The sequence below is a fragment of the Pseudomonas monsensis genome, assembly GCF_014268495.2.
Lineage (GTDB): Bacteria > Pseudomonadota > Gammaproteobacteria > Pseudomonadales > Pseudomonadaceae > Aquipseudomonas > Aquipseudomonas monsensis.
Map to the genome: position 1 here is coordinate 6,304,388 of NZ_CP077087.1, position 16,330 is coordinate 6,320,717.

Sequence of the window (16,330 nt, forward strand, 5' to 3'; positions counted from 1 at the left end):
GTAGTTAACCCCCAGGAGTCACCTAATCATGCGTCTCAAACTTGCTGTTGCCACGCTGGCCTTGCTGTCCCTTCCCGTTGGTTCGGCCATGGCGGACAGCTTTTGGCGTAACGTCATCTCGTCCGGTGCCACCACCGGCTCGACCTACCTGACCTTCAAGGATCACAAGCTGATCATCGCCGCGCAGGACGATGCCGGCAGTTTCGTCGCCAGCGATGGCGGTATCCGCGGGCCGTACCTGGAAGCCGCGATGCAGAAAGTCCGCGCCGACAACCCGGGCCTGCAGGCCACGGACATGGAACTGGCGAACGCGATTCTGGCGAAGAATGCGGTGGCGTCCGAGTAAGCCTGGCGCCGATAGAAATGCCGCTCGATTGAGCGGCATTTTTTTGCCTGTAATTCCCTGTTCACCACACAAGCTCTGCAGGAGTGAGCCTGCAATGAAGCGGGGGGCACAGGGAGATCAGCGGTAATCGTCCACCGGAACACAGGCGCAAAACAGATTGCGATCGCCATAAACGTTGTCCACCCGGTTCACCGCCGGCCAGTATTTATGCGCCTTGGTGTGCGCATCGGGGGTGATGCCCTGTTCGAGGCTGTAAGGCCGCTCCCACACCCCGGTGACATCCGCCAGGGTATGCGGTGCGCGCTTGAGCGGGTTGTCTTCCGCCGGCCAGTTGCCGTTCTGCACTTCGGTGATTTCCGCGCGAATACTCAGCATCGCGCCGATAAAGCGGTCCAGCTCCGCTTTCGATTCGCTCTCGGTCGGCTCGACCATCAACGTCCCCGGCACCGGAAACGACATGGTTGGCGCGTGGAAGCCGTAGTCCATCAAGCGCTTGGCAACGTCTTCTTCGCTGATCCCGGTCTGCGCCTTCAACGGCCGCAAATCGAGAATGCATTCATGGGCCACGCGGCCGTTGCGCCCGGTGTAGAGCACCGGGAAGGCGCCAGATAAATGTTGCGCCAGGTAGTTCGCCGCCAGAATCGCCACTTCGCTGGCATCCGCCAATTGCGGCCCCATCATCGCGATGTACATCCAGCTGATCGGCAGAATGCTCGCACTGCCCCACGGTGCTGCGCTGACCGCGCCGTTCTGCGCCAGCGGCCCGTCGATGGGCACCACCGGGTGATTGGCGACGAACGGTGCCAGATGCGCACGGATGCCGATCGGTCCCATGCCCGGTCCACCGCCACCGTGAGGAATGCAGAATGTCTTGTGCAGGTTCATGTGCGACACATCGGCGCCGATGTCCGCCGGTCGCGTCAGCCCGACCTGTGCATTGAGGTTGGCCCCGTCCATGTACACCTGGCCGCCGTGCCTGTGGATAACTTCACAGATCTCGCTGATGCCCTCTTCGTACACTCCGTGGGTCGATGGATAGGTCGCCATCAGGCACGACAACTTGTCCCCGGCCTCCGCCGCTTTCGCCTTCAAATCCTCGAGATCGACGTTGCCCGCCTCGTCGCACTCGACGATCACCACGCGCATCCCGGCCATCTGCGCCGAAGCCGGATTGGTGCCGTGAGCCGACGACGGAATCAGGCAGACATCCCGCGCGCCCTGCTGCCGGCTCTCGTGATATTTGCGAATCGCCAGCAGCCCGGCGTACTCGCCCTGAGCCCCGGAGTTGGGCTGCATGCAGATCGCCTCGAACCCGGTGATCGCGCACAGCCAGCGCTCCAGTTCTTCGATCATCAAGGTGTAACCGACCGCCTGCTCCCGCGGCGCGAACGGGTGCAGGTTGGCAAATTGCGGCCAGGTGATCGGGATCATCTCGCTGGTGGCGTTGAGTTTCATGGTGCAGGAGCCCAGCGGGATCATCGACTGGTTGAGCGCCAGATCCTTGTTCTCCAGTTGTTTGAGGTAGCGCAGCATCTCGGTTTCGCTGTGATGAGCATTGAACACCGGATGGCGCAGGTAAGGCGTCTTGCGCTGGAGGGTGTCGGGGATGCCAGACACCAGGGTTTCTGCGTCCAGTTGCTCGACGTTCAGCCCATGATCAGCACCCAGCAGTACATCGAACAGCCTGGCCACTGTGCTTTCATCGCTGGTTTCATCGAGGCTCAGCCCCACTCGACCGCGCCCGAGAATCCGCAGGTTGATCTGCGCTGCCCTGGCGCTGTCGATGATCGCGCTCTGCGCGCCGCCGACGTCGAGGGTCAGGGTGTCGAAAAACTGCCCGTTGACCCGTTGCATCCCGTGGCGCTCAAGGCCCGCCGCCAGAATGCAGGTCAGCCGATGCACGCGCTGGGCGATGCGTTTCAAGCCTTGCGGCCCGTGATACACCGCGTAGCAACCGGCGATGTTGGCCAGCAGTACCTGCGCGGTGCAGATGTTCGAGTTGGCCTTCTCGCGACGAATGTGTTGCTCACGGGTTTGCAGGGCCATGCGCAACGCCACATTGCCTCGAGCGTCTTTCGACACGCCGATGATCCGCCCCGGAATCGCCCGTTTGTATTCATCGCGGCTGGCGAAAAACGCCGCGTGCGGGCCACCGTATCCCATGGGCACGCCAAAGCGCTGGGACGAGCCGAACACCACATCCGCGCCCAGCTCACCCGGCGGCGTCAGCAACAACAGGCTCAACAGGTCCGTTGCAACGCAGGCCAGCGCCTGCTGCGCGTGCAACTGATCAATGACCGGGCGCAGATCGCGAATCTCGCCATGGGTGTCGGGATACTGCAGCAACGCACCGAACACCTGGTGCTGCTTCAAGTTATCCACAGCGTCGATGATCAGCTCGAAGCCGAAACCTTCGGCGCGGGTCTGCACCACGGAAATCGTCTGCGGATGACAGTTCTCGTCGACAAAAAACAGATTGCTCTTCGACTTCGCCACGCGTTTGGCCAAAGCCATGGCTTCCGCAGCGGCGGTGGCTTCGTCGAGTAACGAAGCGTTGGCCAGTTCAAGGCCGGTGAGGTCGATGGTCAGTTGCTGGAAATTCAGCAACGCTTCGAGACGGCCTTGGGCGATCTCCGGTTGATACGGGGTGTACGCGGTGCACCAGCCGGGATTTTCCAGCACGTTGCGCAGAATGACCGTCGGCGTCAGCGTGCCGTGGTAACCCATGCCGATCAGGCTGGTCCACACCTGGTTCTGCTCGGCATAACCGCGCAACTTGGCGAGCGCCGCCTGTTCGTCGAGGGCCGGCGGCAAATCCAGCGCCCGATTCAGACGAATGCCCGGCGGCACCGTCTGCTCGATCAGTTCGGCCCGGCTGCCGAGGCCAAGGCTATCGAGCATCGCCTGCTGTTCGGCAGCGTCGGGCCCCAAATGGCGGCGCAGGAAGGCTTCGGGGTCGCGTAACTGGCTCAAGGATGGCAACTGGGACATGACGGGCTCTCTCTTGGCTGGCGCTCGGCGTCAATGCAACACGGTCAAACCAGCATAGCAGCCGATACCGACGCGCACGGCTTGGCGGCAGAGGGGTTCCGGGGCATGCTGTAGCGCCTGCATCAGGCGTCCAACTTTCGGATGATCCAGTCCCCATGAGCCAACTGCCGTTCCTGCCGTTTTCCAAACCCGTCATTGATGAAGCCACGATTGCCGCCGTCGGCGATGTGCTGCGCTCCGGCTGGATCACCAGCGGGCCGAAGGTCCAGGCCTTCGAAGCACAGCTGTCGGAATACTTCGGCGGGCGCCCGGTGCGCACGTTCAACTCCGGCACCTGCACCATGGAAATCGCCCTGCGCATCGCCGGCATCGGCCCGGGTGACGAAGTGATCACCACCCCGATTTCCTGGGTCGCCACCGCCAACGTGATCCTCGAAGTGGGCGCCACCCCGGTGTTTGCCGACATCGACCCGGTGACCCGCAACATTGATCTGGACCAACTGGAAGCGGCGATCACCCCGCGCACCAAAGCGCTGATTCCGGTGTACCTCGCCGGTCTGCCGGTGGACATGCAGCGCTTGTACGCCATCGCCCGCAAACACAATCTGCGCATTGTTGAAGACGCCGCCCAAGCGTTGGGTTCGAGCTGGAACGGCCAGCGCATCGGCGCCACCGGCGATTTCGTGTCGTTCAGTTTCCAGGCCAACAAGAACGTTACCTGCTCCGAGGGTGGCTGCCTGGTGCTGAACACCCCGGAAGAAGCGCGGCTGGCGGAGAAGTACCGTTTGCAGGGCGTGACGCGCAACGGCTTCGATGGTCTGGACGTCGACGTGCTCGGTGGCAAGTTCAACATGACCGATGTCGCCGCCACCATTGGCCTGGGTCAGTTCGCGCATATCGAGGCGCTGACCGCCCATCGTCAGGAACTGGCCCGACACTACTTCAAATGTTTTGGCGATGACTTTGAAGCGACCTATGGCGCGCAACTGCCGCCTGCGGACTTCACCCACAGCAACTGGCACCTGTTCCAACTGGTCCTGCCGGAACGCAAGGATGGCTTGCCGGCGCGAGCGACATTCATGGAGCAGATGCAGGCACGCGGCATCGGCATCGGTTATCACTACCCGCCGATTCACTTGCTGAGCCTGTACCGCGAGCGCGGCTTCAAGGAAGGCATGTTGCCGGTGGCGGAGCGGGTCGGACGGCTGATCGTGTCGTTGCCGATGTTCACCACCATGACCAAGGACGATGTCGAGCGTTCGGTGGCGGCGGTGAAAGCGGTATTGCGCGACGCCTGATTGACGCCCACAAAAAAGCCCCGAGAAATCGGGGCTTTTGAAGTATTACAGTCTGCTTATTCGCCGATGGCCGCCTTGTAGCCGGCAGCGTCGAGCAGCTTGTCCAGATCAGCCGCGTTATCGGGCTTGAGCTTGAAGATCCACGCACCGTACGGGTCGGAGTTCAGCAGTTCCGGCGAAGCGCTCAGCTCTTCGTTGACGGCGGTCACTTCACCGGCAATCGGCGAGTAGATGTCGGAAGCGGCTTTCACCGACTCGACCACACCGGCCTGATCTTTAGCCGCATATTTGTTGCCCACTTCGGTCAACTCGACGAACACCACATCGCCCAGCGCTTCCTGCGCGTGATCGCTGATGCCCACGGTAACGGTGCCGTCGGCTTCCAGACGTGCCCACTCATGACTTTCGGCAAAACGCAGTTCAGCGGGGATATTGCTCATGCTCGGTGTCCTCAAGAAATTGTCAGCGGTCAGGCCCGCCGGAAAAGGTTAGATCAAGGTTTTGCCATGGCGCACGAAGGTCGGTTTGACCACCCGTACCGGATACCACTTGCCACGGATTTCCACTTCGGCGCGGTCGGCTGTGGCCATCGGTACACGCGCCAGGGCAATCGATTTGCTCAGCGTAGGAGAGAAACTACCACTGGTGATCTCTCCTTCGCCAACATCGGCGATACGAACCACCTGATGGGCGCGTAAAACACCCCGCTCCTCAAGCACCAGGCCCACCAGTTTGTGCGCAACGCCGGCGGTTTTTTCCGCCGCCAGTGCCGCCCGCCCGATGAACTGCCGCGAGGCCGGTTCCCAGGCAATGCTCCAGGCCATATTGGACGCCAGCGGCGAGACATCTTGATGAATGTCCTGGCCGTAGAGGTTCATCCCCGCCTCAACCCGCAGCGTGTCGCGGGCGCCGAGGCCAATCGGCGAAATGCCAGCACCGACCAGATCGTTGAAAAATCCCGGCGCCTGTTCGGCCGGCAAGGCGATTTCCAGCCCGTCCTCACCGGTGTAACCGGTGCGCGCGATGAACCAGTCGCCATCGACTTCGGCTTCGAACGGTTTGAGGTGCTGGATCAGCGTGGCGCGGGACTGGGTGACCAGTTCGGCGATCCTGTGCCGGGCCTGCGGGCCCTGGATGGCGAGCATCGCCAGCTCGGTGCGCTCGTGCAGTTGCACGTCGAACCCGGCCAGTTGTGCGTGCATCCAGGCCAGATCCTGATCACGGGTGGAGGCGTTGACCACCAGCCGATAACGGTCTTCGAGGCGATAGACGATCATGTCGTCGACGATGCCGCCACGCTCGTTGAGCATGGTGCTGTACAACGCCCGACCGGGGCGGTGCAGGCGTTCGACATCATTGGCCAGCAAATGCTGGAGCCAGGCCTTGGCCTGGTTGCCGGTAACGTCGATAACGGTCATGTGGGATACATCGAAGACCCCGCAATCGCGGCGCACTTCGTGGTGCTCCTCGACCTGCGAGCCGTAATGCAGAGGCATGTCCCAACCGCCAAAATCGACCATTTTCGCGCCAAGGGCGAGATGCAGGTCATACAGAGGCGTACGCTGTCCCATGGGTTTCTCCTTCCGGGCGTGGCGAAGGCGCGGACAGCCGCTGCACAGTTGAAAGCCTTGAAATATAAGGCTCTCAGCCGATTTCAGCGTACCGATCTGTCAGACGAACCGCACCGAATGCCGCGCATTGTAGCCGCATGATTCAGGACTGACGACTAAGTGTTTCGGTGCGCCGAGCGGCGGATCAGGCCGATGACCGGCAATAAACCGACCAATACCAGCGTCAGCGCCGGCAGCGACGCCCTCGCCCATTCGCCTTCGCTGGTCATTTCAAAGATGCGCACCGCCAGCGTGTCCCAGCCAAACGGGCGCATCAGCAGGGTGGCGGGCATTTCCTTGAGCACATCGACGAACACCAGCAACGCCGCGCTCAACGTGCCGGGCAGCAACAGCGGCAGATACACTTTGAAAAACAGTCGCGGCCCACTGACACCCAGACTACGTGCCGCTTCGGGCAATGAAGGCCGTATACGCGCCAGACTGTTCTCCAGCGGCCCGTAGGCCACCGCAATGAAGCGCACCAGATAAGCCATCAGCAACGCCGCCAGACTGCCGAGCAACAGCGGCTTGCCGGCGCCGCCGAGCCAGCCCGACAGCGGAATCACCAGTTCGCGGTCGAGGTAGCTGAAGGCGAGCATGATCGACACCGCCAGCACCGAGCCCGGCAACGCATATCCGAGATTGGCCAGGCTGACGCCGGAGCGAATCGCCCGGGTTGGCGCCAGCCGTCGGGCGAAGGCCAGCAGCAACGCGACGCTGACGGTGATCAACGCCGCCATGCCGCCCAGGTAGAGGGTGTGCAGGATCAACCCGGCGTAACGCTCATCGAGATCGAAGCGCCCGCGCTGCCAGAACCAGACGAGCAACTGCAGCAGCGGAATCACGAACGCACAGGCGAACACCAACGTGCACCAGCCTGTCGCTGCGAACGCCTTGAGCCCGCGCAGGTGATACAGCGCCTTGACCCGTGGTCGCTCGTTGCTTGCCCGGTTGGCACCACGTGCCCGCCGTTCGCCGTAGAGCACCAGCATCACCACCAGCAACAACAGGCTCGCCAGTTGCGCCGCGCTGGGCAGGCTGAAGAAGCCGTACCAGGTCTTGTAGATCGCGGTGGTGAAGGTGTCGAAGTTGAACACCGACACCGCACCGAAATCCGCCAGGGTTTCCATCAGTGCCAGCGCCACCCCGGCACCGATCGCCGGCCGCGCCATGGGCAATGCCACCCGCCAGAACGCCTGCCAGGGCGATTGCCCGAGCACCCGCGCCGCTTCCATCAGGCCTTTGCCCTGCGCGAGAAACGCGGTGCGCGCCAGCAGGTAAACGTAGGGATAAAACACCAGCACCAACACCACAATCACCCCGCCGGTGGAGCGCACCCGCGGCAGGCGTAACCCGCTGCCGAACCACTCGCGCAACAGCGTTTGCACGGGCCCGGCAAAGTCCAGCAGACCGACGAAGACGAACGCCAGCACATAAGCCGGGATGGCGAAGGGCAACATCAGCGCCCAGTCGAGCCAGCGCCTGCCGGGGAATTCACAGAGGCTGGTGAGCCACGCCAGACTGACGCCGAGCAGCGTCACACCGACGCCCACGCCAAGCACCAGGGTCAGGGTGTTGCCCAGCAAGCGCGGCATCTGGGTTTCCCACAGGTGCGACCAGATCTGCTGATCGATGGTTTGCCACGACAGCAACAGGACACTCAGGGGCAACAGCACCAACGCGGCGATGGCGAAAACGATGGGGTACCAGCGGCGTTGGGCGGGGTGGGCCACTTTTTGGACTCTGGAGGGATAGGGGGTGTTCTTGGGATTAGGGTTTCAGGTTGAGATTGTTGCCCTCACCCTCCCGGGAGAGGCCTAGGGTGAGGTAGCTACATCGCCCCGAAACATCGAGTCGGACTCAGGTTTCGAAAACACTACAAGTCGGCTCCCTCTCCCTCCGGGAGAGGGCTGGGGTGAGGGAGCGATCTTGAACGATGAACCGTTATACGAAAAGCCTCAGTTCCAGCCCGCCCGATCCATCATGCGGATCGCTTCGGCCTGGCGCTTGCCCGCCACTTCCACCGGCAGAGTGTCGGCGATGAACTTGCCCCATGCCGCCACTTCTTCCGAAGGCGCCACCGCCGGGTTGGCCGGGAACTCCTGGTTCACATCGGCAAAGATCTTCTGCGCTTCAGGCGTGGTCATCCACTCGACCAGCGCCTTGGCGGCTTCCGGGTGCGGCGCGTGTTTGGTCAGGCCGATACCCGACAGGTTGACGTGTACGCCGCGATCGGCCTGGTTCGGCCAGAACAGTTTCACCGGCAGCTCCGGCATCTGCTTGTGCAGGCGACCGTAGTAGTAGGTGTTGACGATGCCGACGTCGCACTGGCCGGCATTGATCGCCTCCAGCACCGCCACGTCGTCGGAGAATACGTCGGTGGACAGGTTGTTGACCCAGCCCTTGAGGATTTTCTCGGTCTTCTCGGCACCGTGCACTTCGATCATGGTCGCGGTCAGCGACTGGTTATAGACCTTCTTCGCCGTGCGCAGGCACAGGCGCCCTTCCCAGTTCTTGTCGGCCAGTGCTTCGTAGGTGGTCAACTCGCCCGGTTTTACCCGCTGGGTGGAATAGGCGATGGTCCGCGCGCGCAAGCTCAGGCCGGTCCAGGCATGGGTCGAAGAGCGATATTGCGGCGGGATGTTGGCGTCGATGGTCTTCGAGGTGAACGGCTGCAGAATGCCCATCTGCTCGGCCTGCCAGAGGTTACCGGCATCGACAGTGAGCAGCAGGTCGGCGGTGGCGTTTTCGCCCTCGGCCTTGATCCGCTGCATGAGCGGCGCTTCCTTGTCGGTGATGAACTTGATCTTCACCCCGGTCTTCGCGGTGTAGGCGTCGAACACCGGTTTGATCAGCTCATCAATACGCGAGGAGTAGACCACCACCTCGTCGGCGGCCTGGGCGGTGGTGCTGCCGATCAGGGTCAGGGCCAGGGCGGTCAGGAGACGCTTGGGTGCCAACATGGGAGTGATCTCTCGGTCGGAAAATGTGGGCCAAATGATAAGGACTCACATTTAGGTTCTCAATCGAACACTTTTCCAAGGAGTTACCAGATGTTGCACGACTCCTCCTACCGTTGGAATACGTTCCGCTGTAGGAGTGAGCCTGCTCGCGATGTGGCCATCAGCAACAACGAAAAGATCAAGGCTTGGCGAGGGCCGGTAGATCGCCCGTCAAACCAAGGGCTTCACGCACAAACAGCGCCTTCGCCTCCGGCATCTGCTCAACAATCTTCAACCCGGCATTGCGCAGCCAGCGCACTGGCAGCGGATCGGCCTGGAACAAACGTTCGAAGCCCTCCATCGCCGCCATCAGCGCAAGGTTGTGGGGCATGCGCCGGCGCTCGTAACGGCTCAGCACCTTCACATCGGCCAGACGCTGGCCACGCTCATTGGCTTGCAACAGCACTTCAGCCAGCACCGCCGCATCGAGGAAACCCAGGTTCACGCCCTGCCCGGCCAACGGGTGAATGGTGTGCGCCGCGTCACCGATCAGCGCCAGACCTTCGGCCACATAACGTTTGGCATGGCGCTGACGCAGCGGCACGCAAAGGCGCGGATCAGCGCTGATGACTTCGCCCAGGCGACCTTCAAAGGCGCGCTCCAGCGCCTGGCAGAAAGCCGCCTCATCCAGTGCCATCAAGCGCTCGGCCTCGCTCGGGGTGGTCGACCAGACAATCGAGCACCAATCCTGCTGCCCGTCGCGCTCAAGTGGCAGAAACGCCAGCGGTCCGTGATCGGTAAAGCGCTGCCACGCGGTCATCCGGTGCGGCTTGCTGCTGCGCACGCTGGTGACAATCGCGTGGTGCAGGTAATCCCACTCGCGCGTCGCCACGCCGGTCAGCCGGCGAACGGCTGAATTGGCGCCGTCAGCGGCAATCACCAACGGCGCGCGCAACTGGCGACCATCGGCCAGGGTCAGCAGCCAGTCATCGCCGGAGCGGCGCATCTGCTCCAGTCGGGCGTTGGCCAGCATGCCCAGATCGCAGTCGTGCAAACGATCGAGCAAGGCATCCTGAACCACGCGGTTTTCGACGATATGCCCCAGCACCTCGGCGTGCACACTGCTCGCCGAGAAATGAATCTGGCCGGTGCCACTGCCGTCCCACACGTGCATGTCGGTGTACGGGCTGCTGCGCCGGCTGGCGATGCCGTCCCACACGCCGAGGCGTTCGAGAATCCGCTGGCTGGCCGCCGACAGCGCACTCACCCGCGGTTCGAACGGAGCGTCGACGGCGAACGGTTTGACGCTCAACGGGCTGCCGTCAAGCAGCAGGACTTCCAGCCCGCTGTCCTGTAGCGCCAGCGCCAAGGCGCTGCCGACCATTCCGGCCCCGACAATCAGCAGATCTGCGCGCATTTCCATGCTTTAAGCCTGTCTCGCTGGCGGCGTGCGCCGCCCGTAAAGGGTTTTACCGAGCGCGCCGGTGGGCGGCGCGCTCCTGAAAGTGAAAGTGCCGGCCAGCCGCTCAAGCATCCGGCCGCGTCCCCAGCCCCATGGCCTGGCGGGCAAACCAGCGCTTGGCGGGAGGCAGCAGATCGAGGCCGAGCAAACCAATGTTGCGCCCCAGCGAGACCAGCGGCTGGGTGCTGCCGAACAATCGCGTGACCTGATCCGAGAAGCCCACAGTGAGGTCTTGATCCAGGCGCTGGCGCTCGCGATACGCCTGCAACGTGGCGAAGTCGCCCAGCGGTTTGTCGCTGGCGAGCAACGCGGCGGCCAGGGCATCGGCATCGCGCAACGACAGGTTGAAGCCCTGCCCGGCAATCGGGTGCAGGCTGTGTGCGGCGTTGCCGAGCACGGCCAGATGCGAACGCACTTGCTCTTCGGCCTCGACCAGCGACAGCGGATACAGATGGCGTGCTCCCACCTGCTTCAGGGTACCGAGACGGTAACCGAACACGCCTTGCAGTTCGCTGAGGAAATCGCGCTCGCTGAGGTCGGCCAAACGTTGCGCGTCCATGCCCAGACGGGTCCAGACCAGCGCGCAGCGGTTTTCCGGCAATGGCAGCAAGGCCATCGGGCCTTCGTCGGTGAAGCGCTCGAAGGCCATGCCGTTGTGCGCTTCGCTCGGGGTGATGTTGGCAATGAGTGCGCTCTGGTTGTACGGACGCTTGCGCACGTTGATGCCCAACTGCTCGCGCAGCCCGGAGCGACCGCCATCGGCGAGCACTGCCAGATCGCACTCGACGGTGCTTTCATCGTTGAGGGTCAGGCGATAACCGTCAGGCAGCGGCTCCATGCGCGCGACTTCCGCCGGGCAGCGCCAACTGATCACGTCTTTATCCAGATGCTGCCACAGGCACTGGCCGAGCCAGGCGTTCTCCACCACGTAACCGAGCGCCGGCACGCCCTCTTCCATCGCCGACAGTCGGGCAGTGGAGAAGCGCCCACGGTCAGACACGTGAATCTGTTTGATCGGCTCGGCGCGGCGGGAAATTTCCTGCCACACGCCCAACCGCTGATAGATCTGCCGCGAACCGAAGGACAGCGCCGACGAACGGGCGTCGTAGCTCGGCTGCCAGCTGTCGCCCGGGGCAAACGGTTCGATCAGGACGATTTTCCAGCCACGGGCCTTGGCCCCGGCCTGCAAGGCCAACGCCAGACTGGCGCCGACCAGGCCGCCACCGATGATTGCCAGGTTGACTCGACTCATGCCGCGTGTGCCCGTGCTTGCGCCATCAGCGCTTCGATGTCAGCGACGGTTTTCGGCACGCCGCCCGTGAGGATTTCACAACCGCTCTTGGTCACTACCACGTCGTCCTCGATGCGCACGCCAATGCCGCGCCATTTCTTCGCTACGTTCTGATTGTCCGGGGCTATGTAGATGCCCGGTTCCACGGTCAGCGCCATGCCGACCTCCAGCACCCGCCATTCGCCGCCGACCTTGTACTCGCCGACGTCGTGAACATCCATGCCCAGCCAGTGGCCGGCGCGGTGCATGTAAAACGCTTTATAGGCTTCCGTCGCGATCAATTCGTCGACCTCGCCCTGCAATATCCCGAGCTGCACCAGACCTGCGGTGATCACCCGAACCGTGGCTTCGTGGGCCTGATTCCAGTTCTTGTTCGGGGCGATTTCGGCGAACGCGGCTTCCTGCGAGGCCAGCACCAACTCGTAGATCGCTTTTTGCTCCGGCGAGAACTTGCCGTTGACCGGCCAGGTGCGGGTTATGTCGCTGGCGTAGCAGTCGATTTCGCAACCGGCGTCGATCAACACCAGATCGCCGTCCTTGAGCAGCGCGTCATTCTGCTGGTAATGCAGGATGCAGCTGTTGCGCCCGGCAGCGACGATCGAACCGTAGGCCGGCATTTTCGCCCCGCCCTTGCGGAATTCGTAATCGAGTTCGGCTTCGAGGCTGTACTCGTACAACCCCGGCCGGCTGGCCTGCATCGCACGAATGTGGGCCTGGGCCGAGATCCGTGCGGCTTCACGCATCACCTTCACTTCTGCCGCCGATTTATACAGGCGCATGTCGTGCAGCAGATGATCCAGGGCAACGAATTCGTTCGGCGGCTGGGCGCCGAGGTGCGCCTTGGAGCGGATCACGTTGATCCAGTCCATCAGGTGGCGGTCGAATTCGGGGTTGCTGCCCATCGCCGAATACACCCGGTCGCGACCTTCGATCAGGCCCGGAAGAATGTCGTCGATGTCAGTGATCGGGAACGCGTCGTCGGCACCGTAATCGCGGATCGCACCTTCCTGCCCTGCGCGCAGACCGTCCCACAACTCGCGCTCGGCATTGCGCTCACGGCAGAACAGCACGTACTCGCCATGCTCGCGGCCCGGCATCAGGACGATAACGGCTTGCGGCTCGGGGAATCCGCTGAGGTACTGGAAGTCGCTGTCCTGACGGTAGACGTGCTCGACGTCGCGGTTGCGGATCGCCACCGCGGCGGCAGGCAGGATCGCGATGCTGTTGGGTTCCATCTGCGCCATCAGGGCCTTGCGGCGACGGCTGTATTCCGCTTTGGGGATATGGGTCATGGGCAGATGGCTTTCCCTGGCACGCGATTAATGCAGCGACGGCTTGGCGGCTGGCGGCACGTCGGCTTTCTTGGTTTCCGAGAACAGCAGCAGCGGCGCAACGCGCAGGTACTCCATGACTTCCATGTAGTCGGTTTCGCCGTCTTCGGATTCTTCCAGGGCATCCTGCACTTGGGAGATCGCGGCCAGATCCTGCAGCACTTCGGTGGCTTCAGTGCTGAGCATGCTGCTGTCGCGGCAGTTCAGGCCGAAACCGCTGAGGAAGCCCTGGCACCATTGGCCCAGCGCAGCGGCGCGGTCGGTCAGTGGTGCATCATCGGTCGGCAACAGCAGAACGACAGTGACGTCGTCACCGGTCAGCTCGCCTTTGACCATCTCTTGCAGGCCGATCAGGGCGTTGCGGACGTTGTCCTGGATGTCGCCTTCGAGCAATTCGGCGGCGTCGATCAGCCAGCCTTCGTTGTCGAAGCCGGCGCCGGCGCAGCTGCGGCCAAGCAGCAGGCCATGCAGTTCGGCGGGCGAGACGTTGTGGCCGCTGGAAGTCAGCAGGGTGGCAAAGGCTTGGTACGGGGAATTCGCAATGGTCATGGGCAGCTAGGCGCCAGACGGCGCTATGTCTAGAATGAAGGCCTTGTATCCTACATCGACAGACTCGCCAAGACTATTAAAGGCTGTCCGCCAGCTATCCCATCAGACAGACTCCGACCCAGTGGACACAATGGAAGACACCGACCTGCAAGCGCTGATGGCCAGACTCGAACTGCTGATTACCCGAGTCGAGCAACTTAAGAGTCAAAATGCACTCTTACTAGCTCAGGAAAAGACCTGGCGCGAGGAACGCGCTCACCTCATTGAAAAAAACGAAATCGCCCGGCGTAAGGTCGAATCGATGATTTCGCGCCTCAAGGCCCTGGAGCAAGACTCATGAGTTCAAGCAATAGCGTCACCGTGCAGATCCTCGACAAAGAGTATTCGATCATCTGCCCGCAGGAAGAACGCAGCAATCTGGTCAGTGCCGCACGCTACCTGGACGGCAAGATGCGCGAGATCCGCAGCAGCGGCAAAGTCATCGGCGCCGACCGCATCGCCGTGATGGCCGCGCTGAACATCACCCACGACCTCTTGCACAAAGAAGAGCGCCCGGACATCCAGGCCAGCGGTTCGACCCGTGAACAGGTGCGCGACTTGCTCGATCGTGTCGATCTGGTCCTCGCCGACGATCAGAACACCAGCAAGGGCTGATTCAACCGGCCGCTTGCGGTATACTCGCCGCACTCCCTGGGGTGCTTGCCAGTTGACGATGTCCCTGAGCCGATTCGCACTACCCTGGAAGTTGCACGTTGGGCTGGTGTGCATGTCCGCTAGACGGAAAGCCTTAAAGTCTACTGCATCTTCCACCTTGAACTTTCGGGTTCAAGGGCTAAGTTGACAGCGGTTCATCCGGGGAGCCTGATTCGAATCCGATGTCGGTATTTGCCGGCATCGGATTTTTTATGCGTGCGTTTTCGCCCTCACCTGCCGAAGCCGAACCATGACCGAACCTGCGCTGCTGCCCCGCCCGCAACTCCGCCGCCTGCTGCGCAAGGCGCGCCGCTCACTGACCCCAGGTGAGCAACGCCAGGCCGCCAAAGGCCTGTTCCGCCAACTGGCACAAGACCCGCACTTTCGCCGGGCCCGACACATCTCCCTGTACTTGCCCACCGACGGCGAAATCGATCCGCGCCTGCTGCTGCGCGAAGCCCAGCGCCGGGGCAAGGCCACTTATCTGCCGGTGCTCAGTGCCTGGCCACGGACCAAAATGGTGTTCCAGCGCATCCGTCCCGGGGAGAAACTCAAACCCAATCGCTTCCGCATTCTGGAGCCGCGCGCCCAACTGGCGCGCCAGCGCAAGATCTGGACACTGGACCTGGTGTTGTTGCCGTTGGTTGGATTTGATGACGTCGGCGGGCGCCTGGGGATGGGCGGCGGCTTCTACGACCGCAGCCTGGCGTATCTGGCCCGGCGCAAGCACTGGCGCAAGCCCACGCTGTTGGGCCTGGCCCATGAATGTCAGAAGGTCGAACGATTGGCGCAAGCCAGTTGGGATGTACCGCTGCAGGGCACGGTCACTGACAAGGCGTGGTATGTCGCGGGGTAGGACGCCGCACGAAAACGCGGCGTCGAGAAGGCAGTTTCAGCGCTTGAAGGCTGTCGACTGTTGCACCTGTTGCGCCACTTCAATCGGCGCGTCGGTCTTGTTGGACCACAGGCTTTGCGCGTAACCCGTGGTCACGACACCCAGGCCGAACAAAATGACCAAAGTCCATAGCAAATCCGGTTTGCGTTTCATCGATTGCCCCCCTCAAGGCACATCATCACGATGACAGCAGCGGTTTCCGTTCGTAGGCCGTGCAGCAGCGTCAAGCTTTAAAGGCCGGCATTTTGCGACAACGTGAACCTGCGCGCAAACGCTGACGTCAACCGACTGTCGGTTTGTCATAAAATTGCCCGACAACCTGCCCAATGACCGTTTCAGGAGCAAAAAACCATGGCCTATTGGCTGATGAAATCCGAGCCCGACGAACTTTCGATCAAAGGCCTGGAGAAGCTCGGCACAGCGCGCTGGGACGGGGTTCGCAACTATCAGGCGCGCAATTTCCTGCGCGCGATGGCGGTAGGCGATGAGTTCTTTTTCTACCATTCCAGCTGCCCGGAACCGGGGATTGCCGGCATCGGCAGAATCATCCAGGCCGCGTACCCGGATCCCACCGCACTGGAGCCGGAGAGCCATTACTTCGATCCAAAGGCCACAGTGGAAAAAAATGCCTGGAGCGCCATCGACGTGGCGCACGTCGAAACCTTTGCGCGGGTCTTGAAACTCGATTACCTGAAACAGCAGACCGCGCTGGCGCAAATGCCGCTGGTGCAGAAGGGCTCGCGGCTGTCAGTGATGCCCGTCACCGCCGAACAATGGGCCGCTGTGCTCGGCCTGCGCTGAGAACCGCCCGGTCACGCAGTGCTGGCAGACAAAAGGGTCTAGGCTTGCCGCTCATTTGATTGACATCAAGCGCCCCCCGCGCTTGAACCGTCAGACTGGACGCCACAGCCGCAGGATGCCC

Annotated in this window: 16 protein-coding genes and 1 other RNA gene; 7 read left to right on the top strand and 10 right to left on the bottom strand. The window is 62.4% G+C overall.

The window, feature by feature from the left end; genetic code table 11:
- The first annotated feature begins 25 nt into the window (after positions 1-25).
- Positions 26-346, top strand: coding sequence for a DUF2388 domain-containing protein (locus HV782_RS27935; protein WP_171057234.1), 321 nt, complete (start codon positions 26-28; stop codon positions 344-346).
- A 117-nt stretch (positions 347-463) separates the two neighbouring features.
- On the opposite strand, the gene gcvP is transcribed toward HV782_RS27935, so the two are convergent.
- Entirely contained in the window at positions 464-3,337 is a 2,874-nt protein-coding gene (gcvP, locus tag HV782_RS27940; protein ID WP_186744095.1) for an aminomethyl-transferring glycine dehydrogenase, read from the bottom strand.
- A 155-nt stretch (positions 3,338-3,492) separates the two neighbouring features.
- Here gcvP and HV782_RS27945 point away from each other — a divergent pair, with 155 nt between their 5' ends.
- Positions 3,493-4,635: a DegT/DnrJ/EryC1/StrS family aminotransferase gene (locus tag HV782_RS27945; RefSeq protein WP_186744093.1), complete on the top strand. Its 1,143-nt coding sequence runs from the start codon at positions 3,493-3,495 to the stop codon at positions 4,633-4,635.
- 56 nt (positions 4,636-4,691) lie between these two features.
- Here the strand turns inward: HV782_RS27945 and gcvH are convergent, their stop codons facing one another.
- The 8 genes from gcvH to HV782_RS27985 form a co-directional block, all read right to left on the bottom strand.
- Positions 4,692-5,075, bottom strand: a complete 384-nt coding sequence (gene gcvH / locus HV782_RS27950) for a glycine cleavage system protein GcvH (RefSeq protein ID WP_186744091.1) — start codon at positions 5,073-5,075, stop codon at positions 4,692-4,694.
- A 48-nt stretch (positions 5,076-5,123) separates the two neighbouring features.
- Positions 5,124-6,206, bottom strand: coding sequence for a glycine cleavage system aminomethyltransferase GcvT (gcvT, locus tag HV782_RS27955; RefSeq protein WP_186744089.1), 1,083 nt, complete (start codon positions 6,204-6,206; stop codon positions 5,124-5,126).
- A 155-nt stretch (positions 6,207-6,361) separates the two neighbouring features.
- Positions 6,362-7,978, bottom strand: a complete 1,617-nt coding sequence (locus tag HV782_RS27960; protein WP_186744087.1) for an ABC transporter permease — start codon at positions 7,976-7,978, stop codon at positions 6,362-6,364.
- Positions 7,979-8,203: 225 nt separating this feature from the next.
- Positions 8,204-9,208 (bottom strand): extracellular solute-binding protein, encoded by a 1,005-nt coding sequence (locus HV782_RS27965; RefSeq protein WP_123469698.1) that lies wholly within the window; start codon positions 9,206-9,208, stop codon positions 8,204-8,206.
- A gap of 178 nt (positions 9,209-9,386) precedes the next feature.
- Positions 9,387-10,604: a 2-octaprenyl-3-methyl-6-methoxy-1,4-benzoquinol hydroxylase gene (locus HV782_RS27970; RefSeq protein WP_186744127.1), complete on the bottom strand. Its 1,218-nt coding sequence runs from the start codon at positions 10,602-10,604 to the stop codon at positions 9,387-9,389.
- Positions 10,605-10,713: 109 nt separating this feature from the next.
- On the bottom strand, positions 10,714-11,901 hold the full coding sequence (ubiH, locus tag HV782_RS27975; RefSeq protein WP_186744085.1) for a 2-octaprenyl-6-methoxyphenyl hydroxylase: 1,188 nt from the start codon (positions 11,899-11,901) through the stop codon (positions 10,714-10,716).
- Positions 11,898-13,232 carry a Xaa-Pro aminopeptidase gene (gene pepP, locus HV782_RS27980; protein WP_123469702.1) on the bottom strand — a complete coding sequence of 445 codons (1,335 nt, stop codon included), beginning with the start codon at positions 13,230-13,232 and terminating at the stop codon, positions 11,898-11,900. The genes ubiH and pepP overlap by 4 nt, the downstream gene beginning before the upstream one ends.
- Before the next feature lie 27 nt (positions 13,233-13,259).
- Positions 13,260-13,820: a YecA/YgfB family protein gene (locus HV782_RS27985; RefSeq protein ID WP_123469704.1), complete on the bottom strand. Its 561-nt coding sequence runs from the start codon at positions 13,818-13,820 to the stop codon at positions 13,260-13,262.
- A gap of 130 nt (positions 13,821-13,950) precedes the next feature.
- On the opposite strand from HV782_RS27985, the gene HV782_RS27990 reads away from it, so the two are divergent.
- From HV782_RS27990 to HV782_RS28005, 4 genes are all read left to right on the top strand, one after another.
- Positions 13,951-14,160: a TIGR02449 family protein gene (locus HV782_RS27990; RefSeq protein WP_007940359.1), complete on the top strand. Its 210-nt coding sequence runs from the start codon at positions 13,951-13,953 to the stop codon at positions 14,158-14,160.
- Positions 14,157-14,474 (top strand): cell division protein ZapA, encoded by a 318-nt coding sequence (locus HV782_RS27995; RefSeq protein ID WP_093429754.1) that lies wholly within the window; start codon positions 14,157-14,159, stop codon positions 14,472-14,474. Before HV782_RS27990 ends, HV782_RS27995 begins: the two co-directional genes overlap by 4 nt.
- Before the next feature lie 30 nt (positions 14,475-14,504).
- A non-coding RNA gene (gene ssrS, locus HV782_RS28000) (6S RNA) lies at positions 14,505-14,683 on the top strand.
- 80 nt (positions 14,684-14,763) lie between these two features.
- Complete coding sequence (locus tag HV782_RS28005) at positions 14,764-15,369, top strand: 5-formyltetrahydrofolate cyclo-ligase (RefSeq protein WP_123469706.1); 606 nt, start codon at positions 14,764-14,766, stop codon at positions 15,367-15,369.
- Between the two features lie 36 nt (positions 15,370-15,405).
- Here HV782_RS28005 and HV782_RS28010 read toward each other — a convergent pair whose 3' ends face one another.
- Positions 15,406-15,561 carry a hypothetical protein gene (locus HV782_RS28010; RefSeq protein ID WP_095186895.1) on the bottom strand — a complete coding sequence of 52 codons (156 nt, stop codon included), beginning with the start codon at positions 15,559-15,561 and terminating at the stop codon, positions 15,406-15,408.
- 198 nt (positions 15,562-15,759) lie between these two features.
- Between HV782_RS28010 and HV782_RS28015 the strand changes: the two genes are divergently transcribed.
- Positions 15,760-16,209 carry an EVE domain-containing protein gene (locus HV782_RS28015; RefSeq protein ID WP_186744083.1) on the top strand — a complete coding sequence of 150 codons (450 nt, stop codon included), beginning with the start codon at positions 15,760-15,762 and terminating at the stop codon, positions 16,207-16,209.
- Positions 16,210-16,330: the final 121 nt, after the last annotated feature.

Bases quoted from the DNA above. Each gene is read 5' to 3' on its own strand.
- gcvP (WP_186744095.1), bottom strand. From the start codon at position 3,337: ATGTCCCAGTTGCCATCCTTGAGCCAGTTACGCGACCCCGAAGCCTTC.
- HV782_RS27945 (WP_186744093.1), top strand. From the start codon at position 3,493: ATGAGCCAACTGCCGTTCCTGCCGTTTTCCAAACCCGTCATTGATGAA.
- gcvH (WP_186744091.1), bottom strand. From the start codon at position 5,075: ATGAGCAATATCCCCGCTGAACTGCGTTTTGCCGAAAGTCATGAGTGG.
- gcvT (WP_186744089.1), bottom strand. From the start codon at position 6,206: ATGGGACAGCGTACGCCTCTGTATGACCTGCATCTCGCCCTTGGCGCG.
- HV782_RS27965 (WP_123469698.1), bottom strand. From the start codon at position 9,208: ATGTTGGCACCCAAGCGTCTCCTGACCGCCCTGGCCCTGACCCTGATC.
- HV782_RS27970 (WP_186744127.1), bottom strand. From the start codon at position 10,604: ATGCGCGCAGATCTGCTGATTGTCGGGGCCGGAATGGTCGGCAGCGCC.
- ubiH (WP_186744085.1), bottom strand. From the start codon at position 11,901: ATGAGTCGAGTCAACCTGGCAATCATCGGTGGCGGCCTGGTCGGCGCC.
- pepP (WP_123469702.1), bottom strand. From the start codon at position 13,232: ATGACCCATATCCCCAAAGCGGAATACAGCCGTCGCCGCAAGGCCCTG.
- HV782_RS27985 (WP_123469704.1), bottom strand. From the start codon at position 13,820: ATGACCATTGCGAATTCCCCGTACCAAGCCTTTGCCACCCTGCTGACT.
- HV782_RS27990 (WP_007940359.1), top strand. From the start codon at position 13,951: ATGGAAGACACCGACCTGCAAGCGCTGATGGCCAGACTCGAACTGCTG.
- HV782_RS27995 (WP_093429754.1), top strand. From the start codon at position 14,157: ATGAGTTCAAGCAATAGCGTCACCGTGCAGATCCTCGACAAAGAGTAT.
- HV782_RS28005 (WP_123469706.1), top strand. From the start codon at position 14,764: ATGACCGAACCTGCGCTGCTGCCCCGCCCGCAACTCCGCCGCCTGCTG.
- HV782_RS28010 (WP_095186895.1), bottom strand. From the start codon at position 15,561: ATGAAACGCAAACCGGATTTGCTATGGACTTTGGTCATTTTGTTCGGC.
- HV782_RS28015 (WP_186744083.1), top strand. From the start codon at position 15,760: ATGGCCTATTGGCTGATGAAATCCGAGCCCGACGAACTTTCGATCAAA.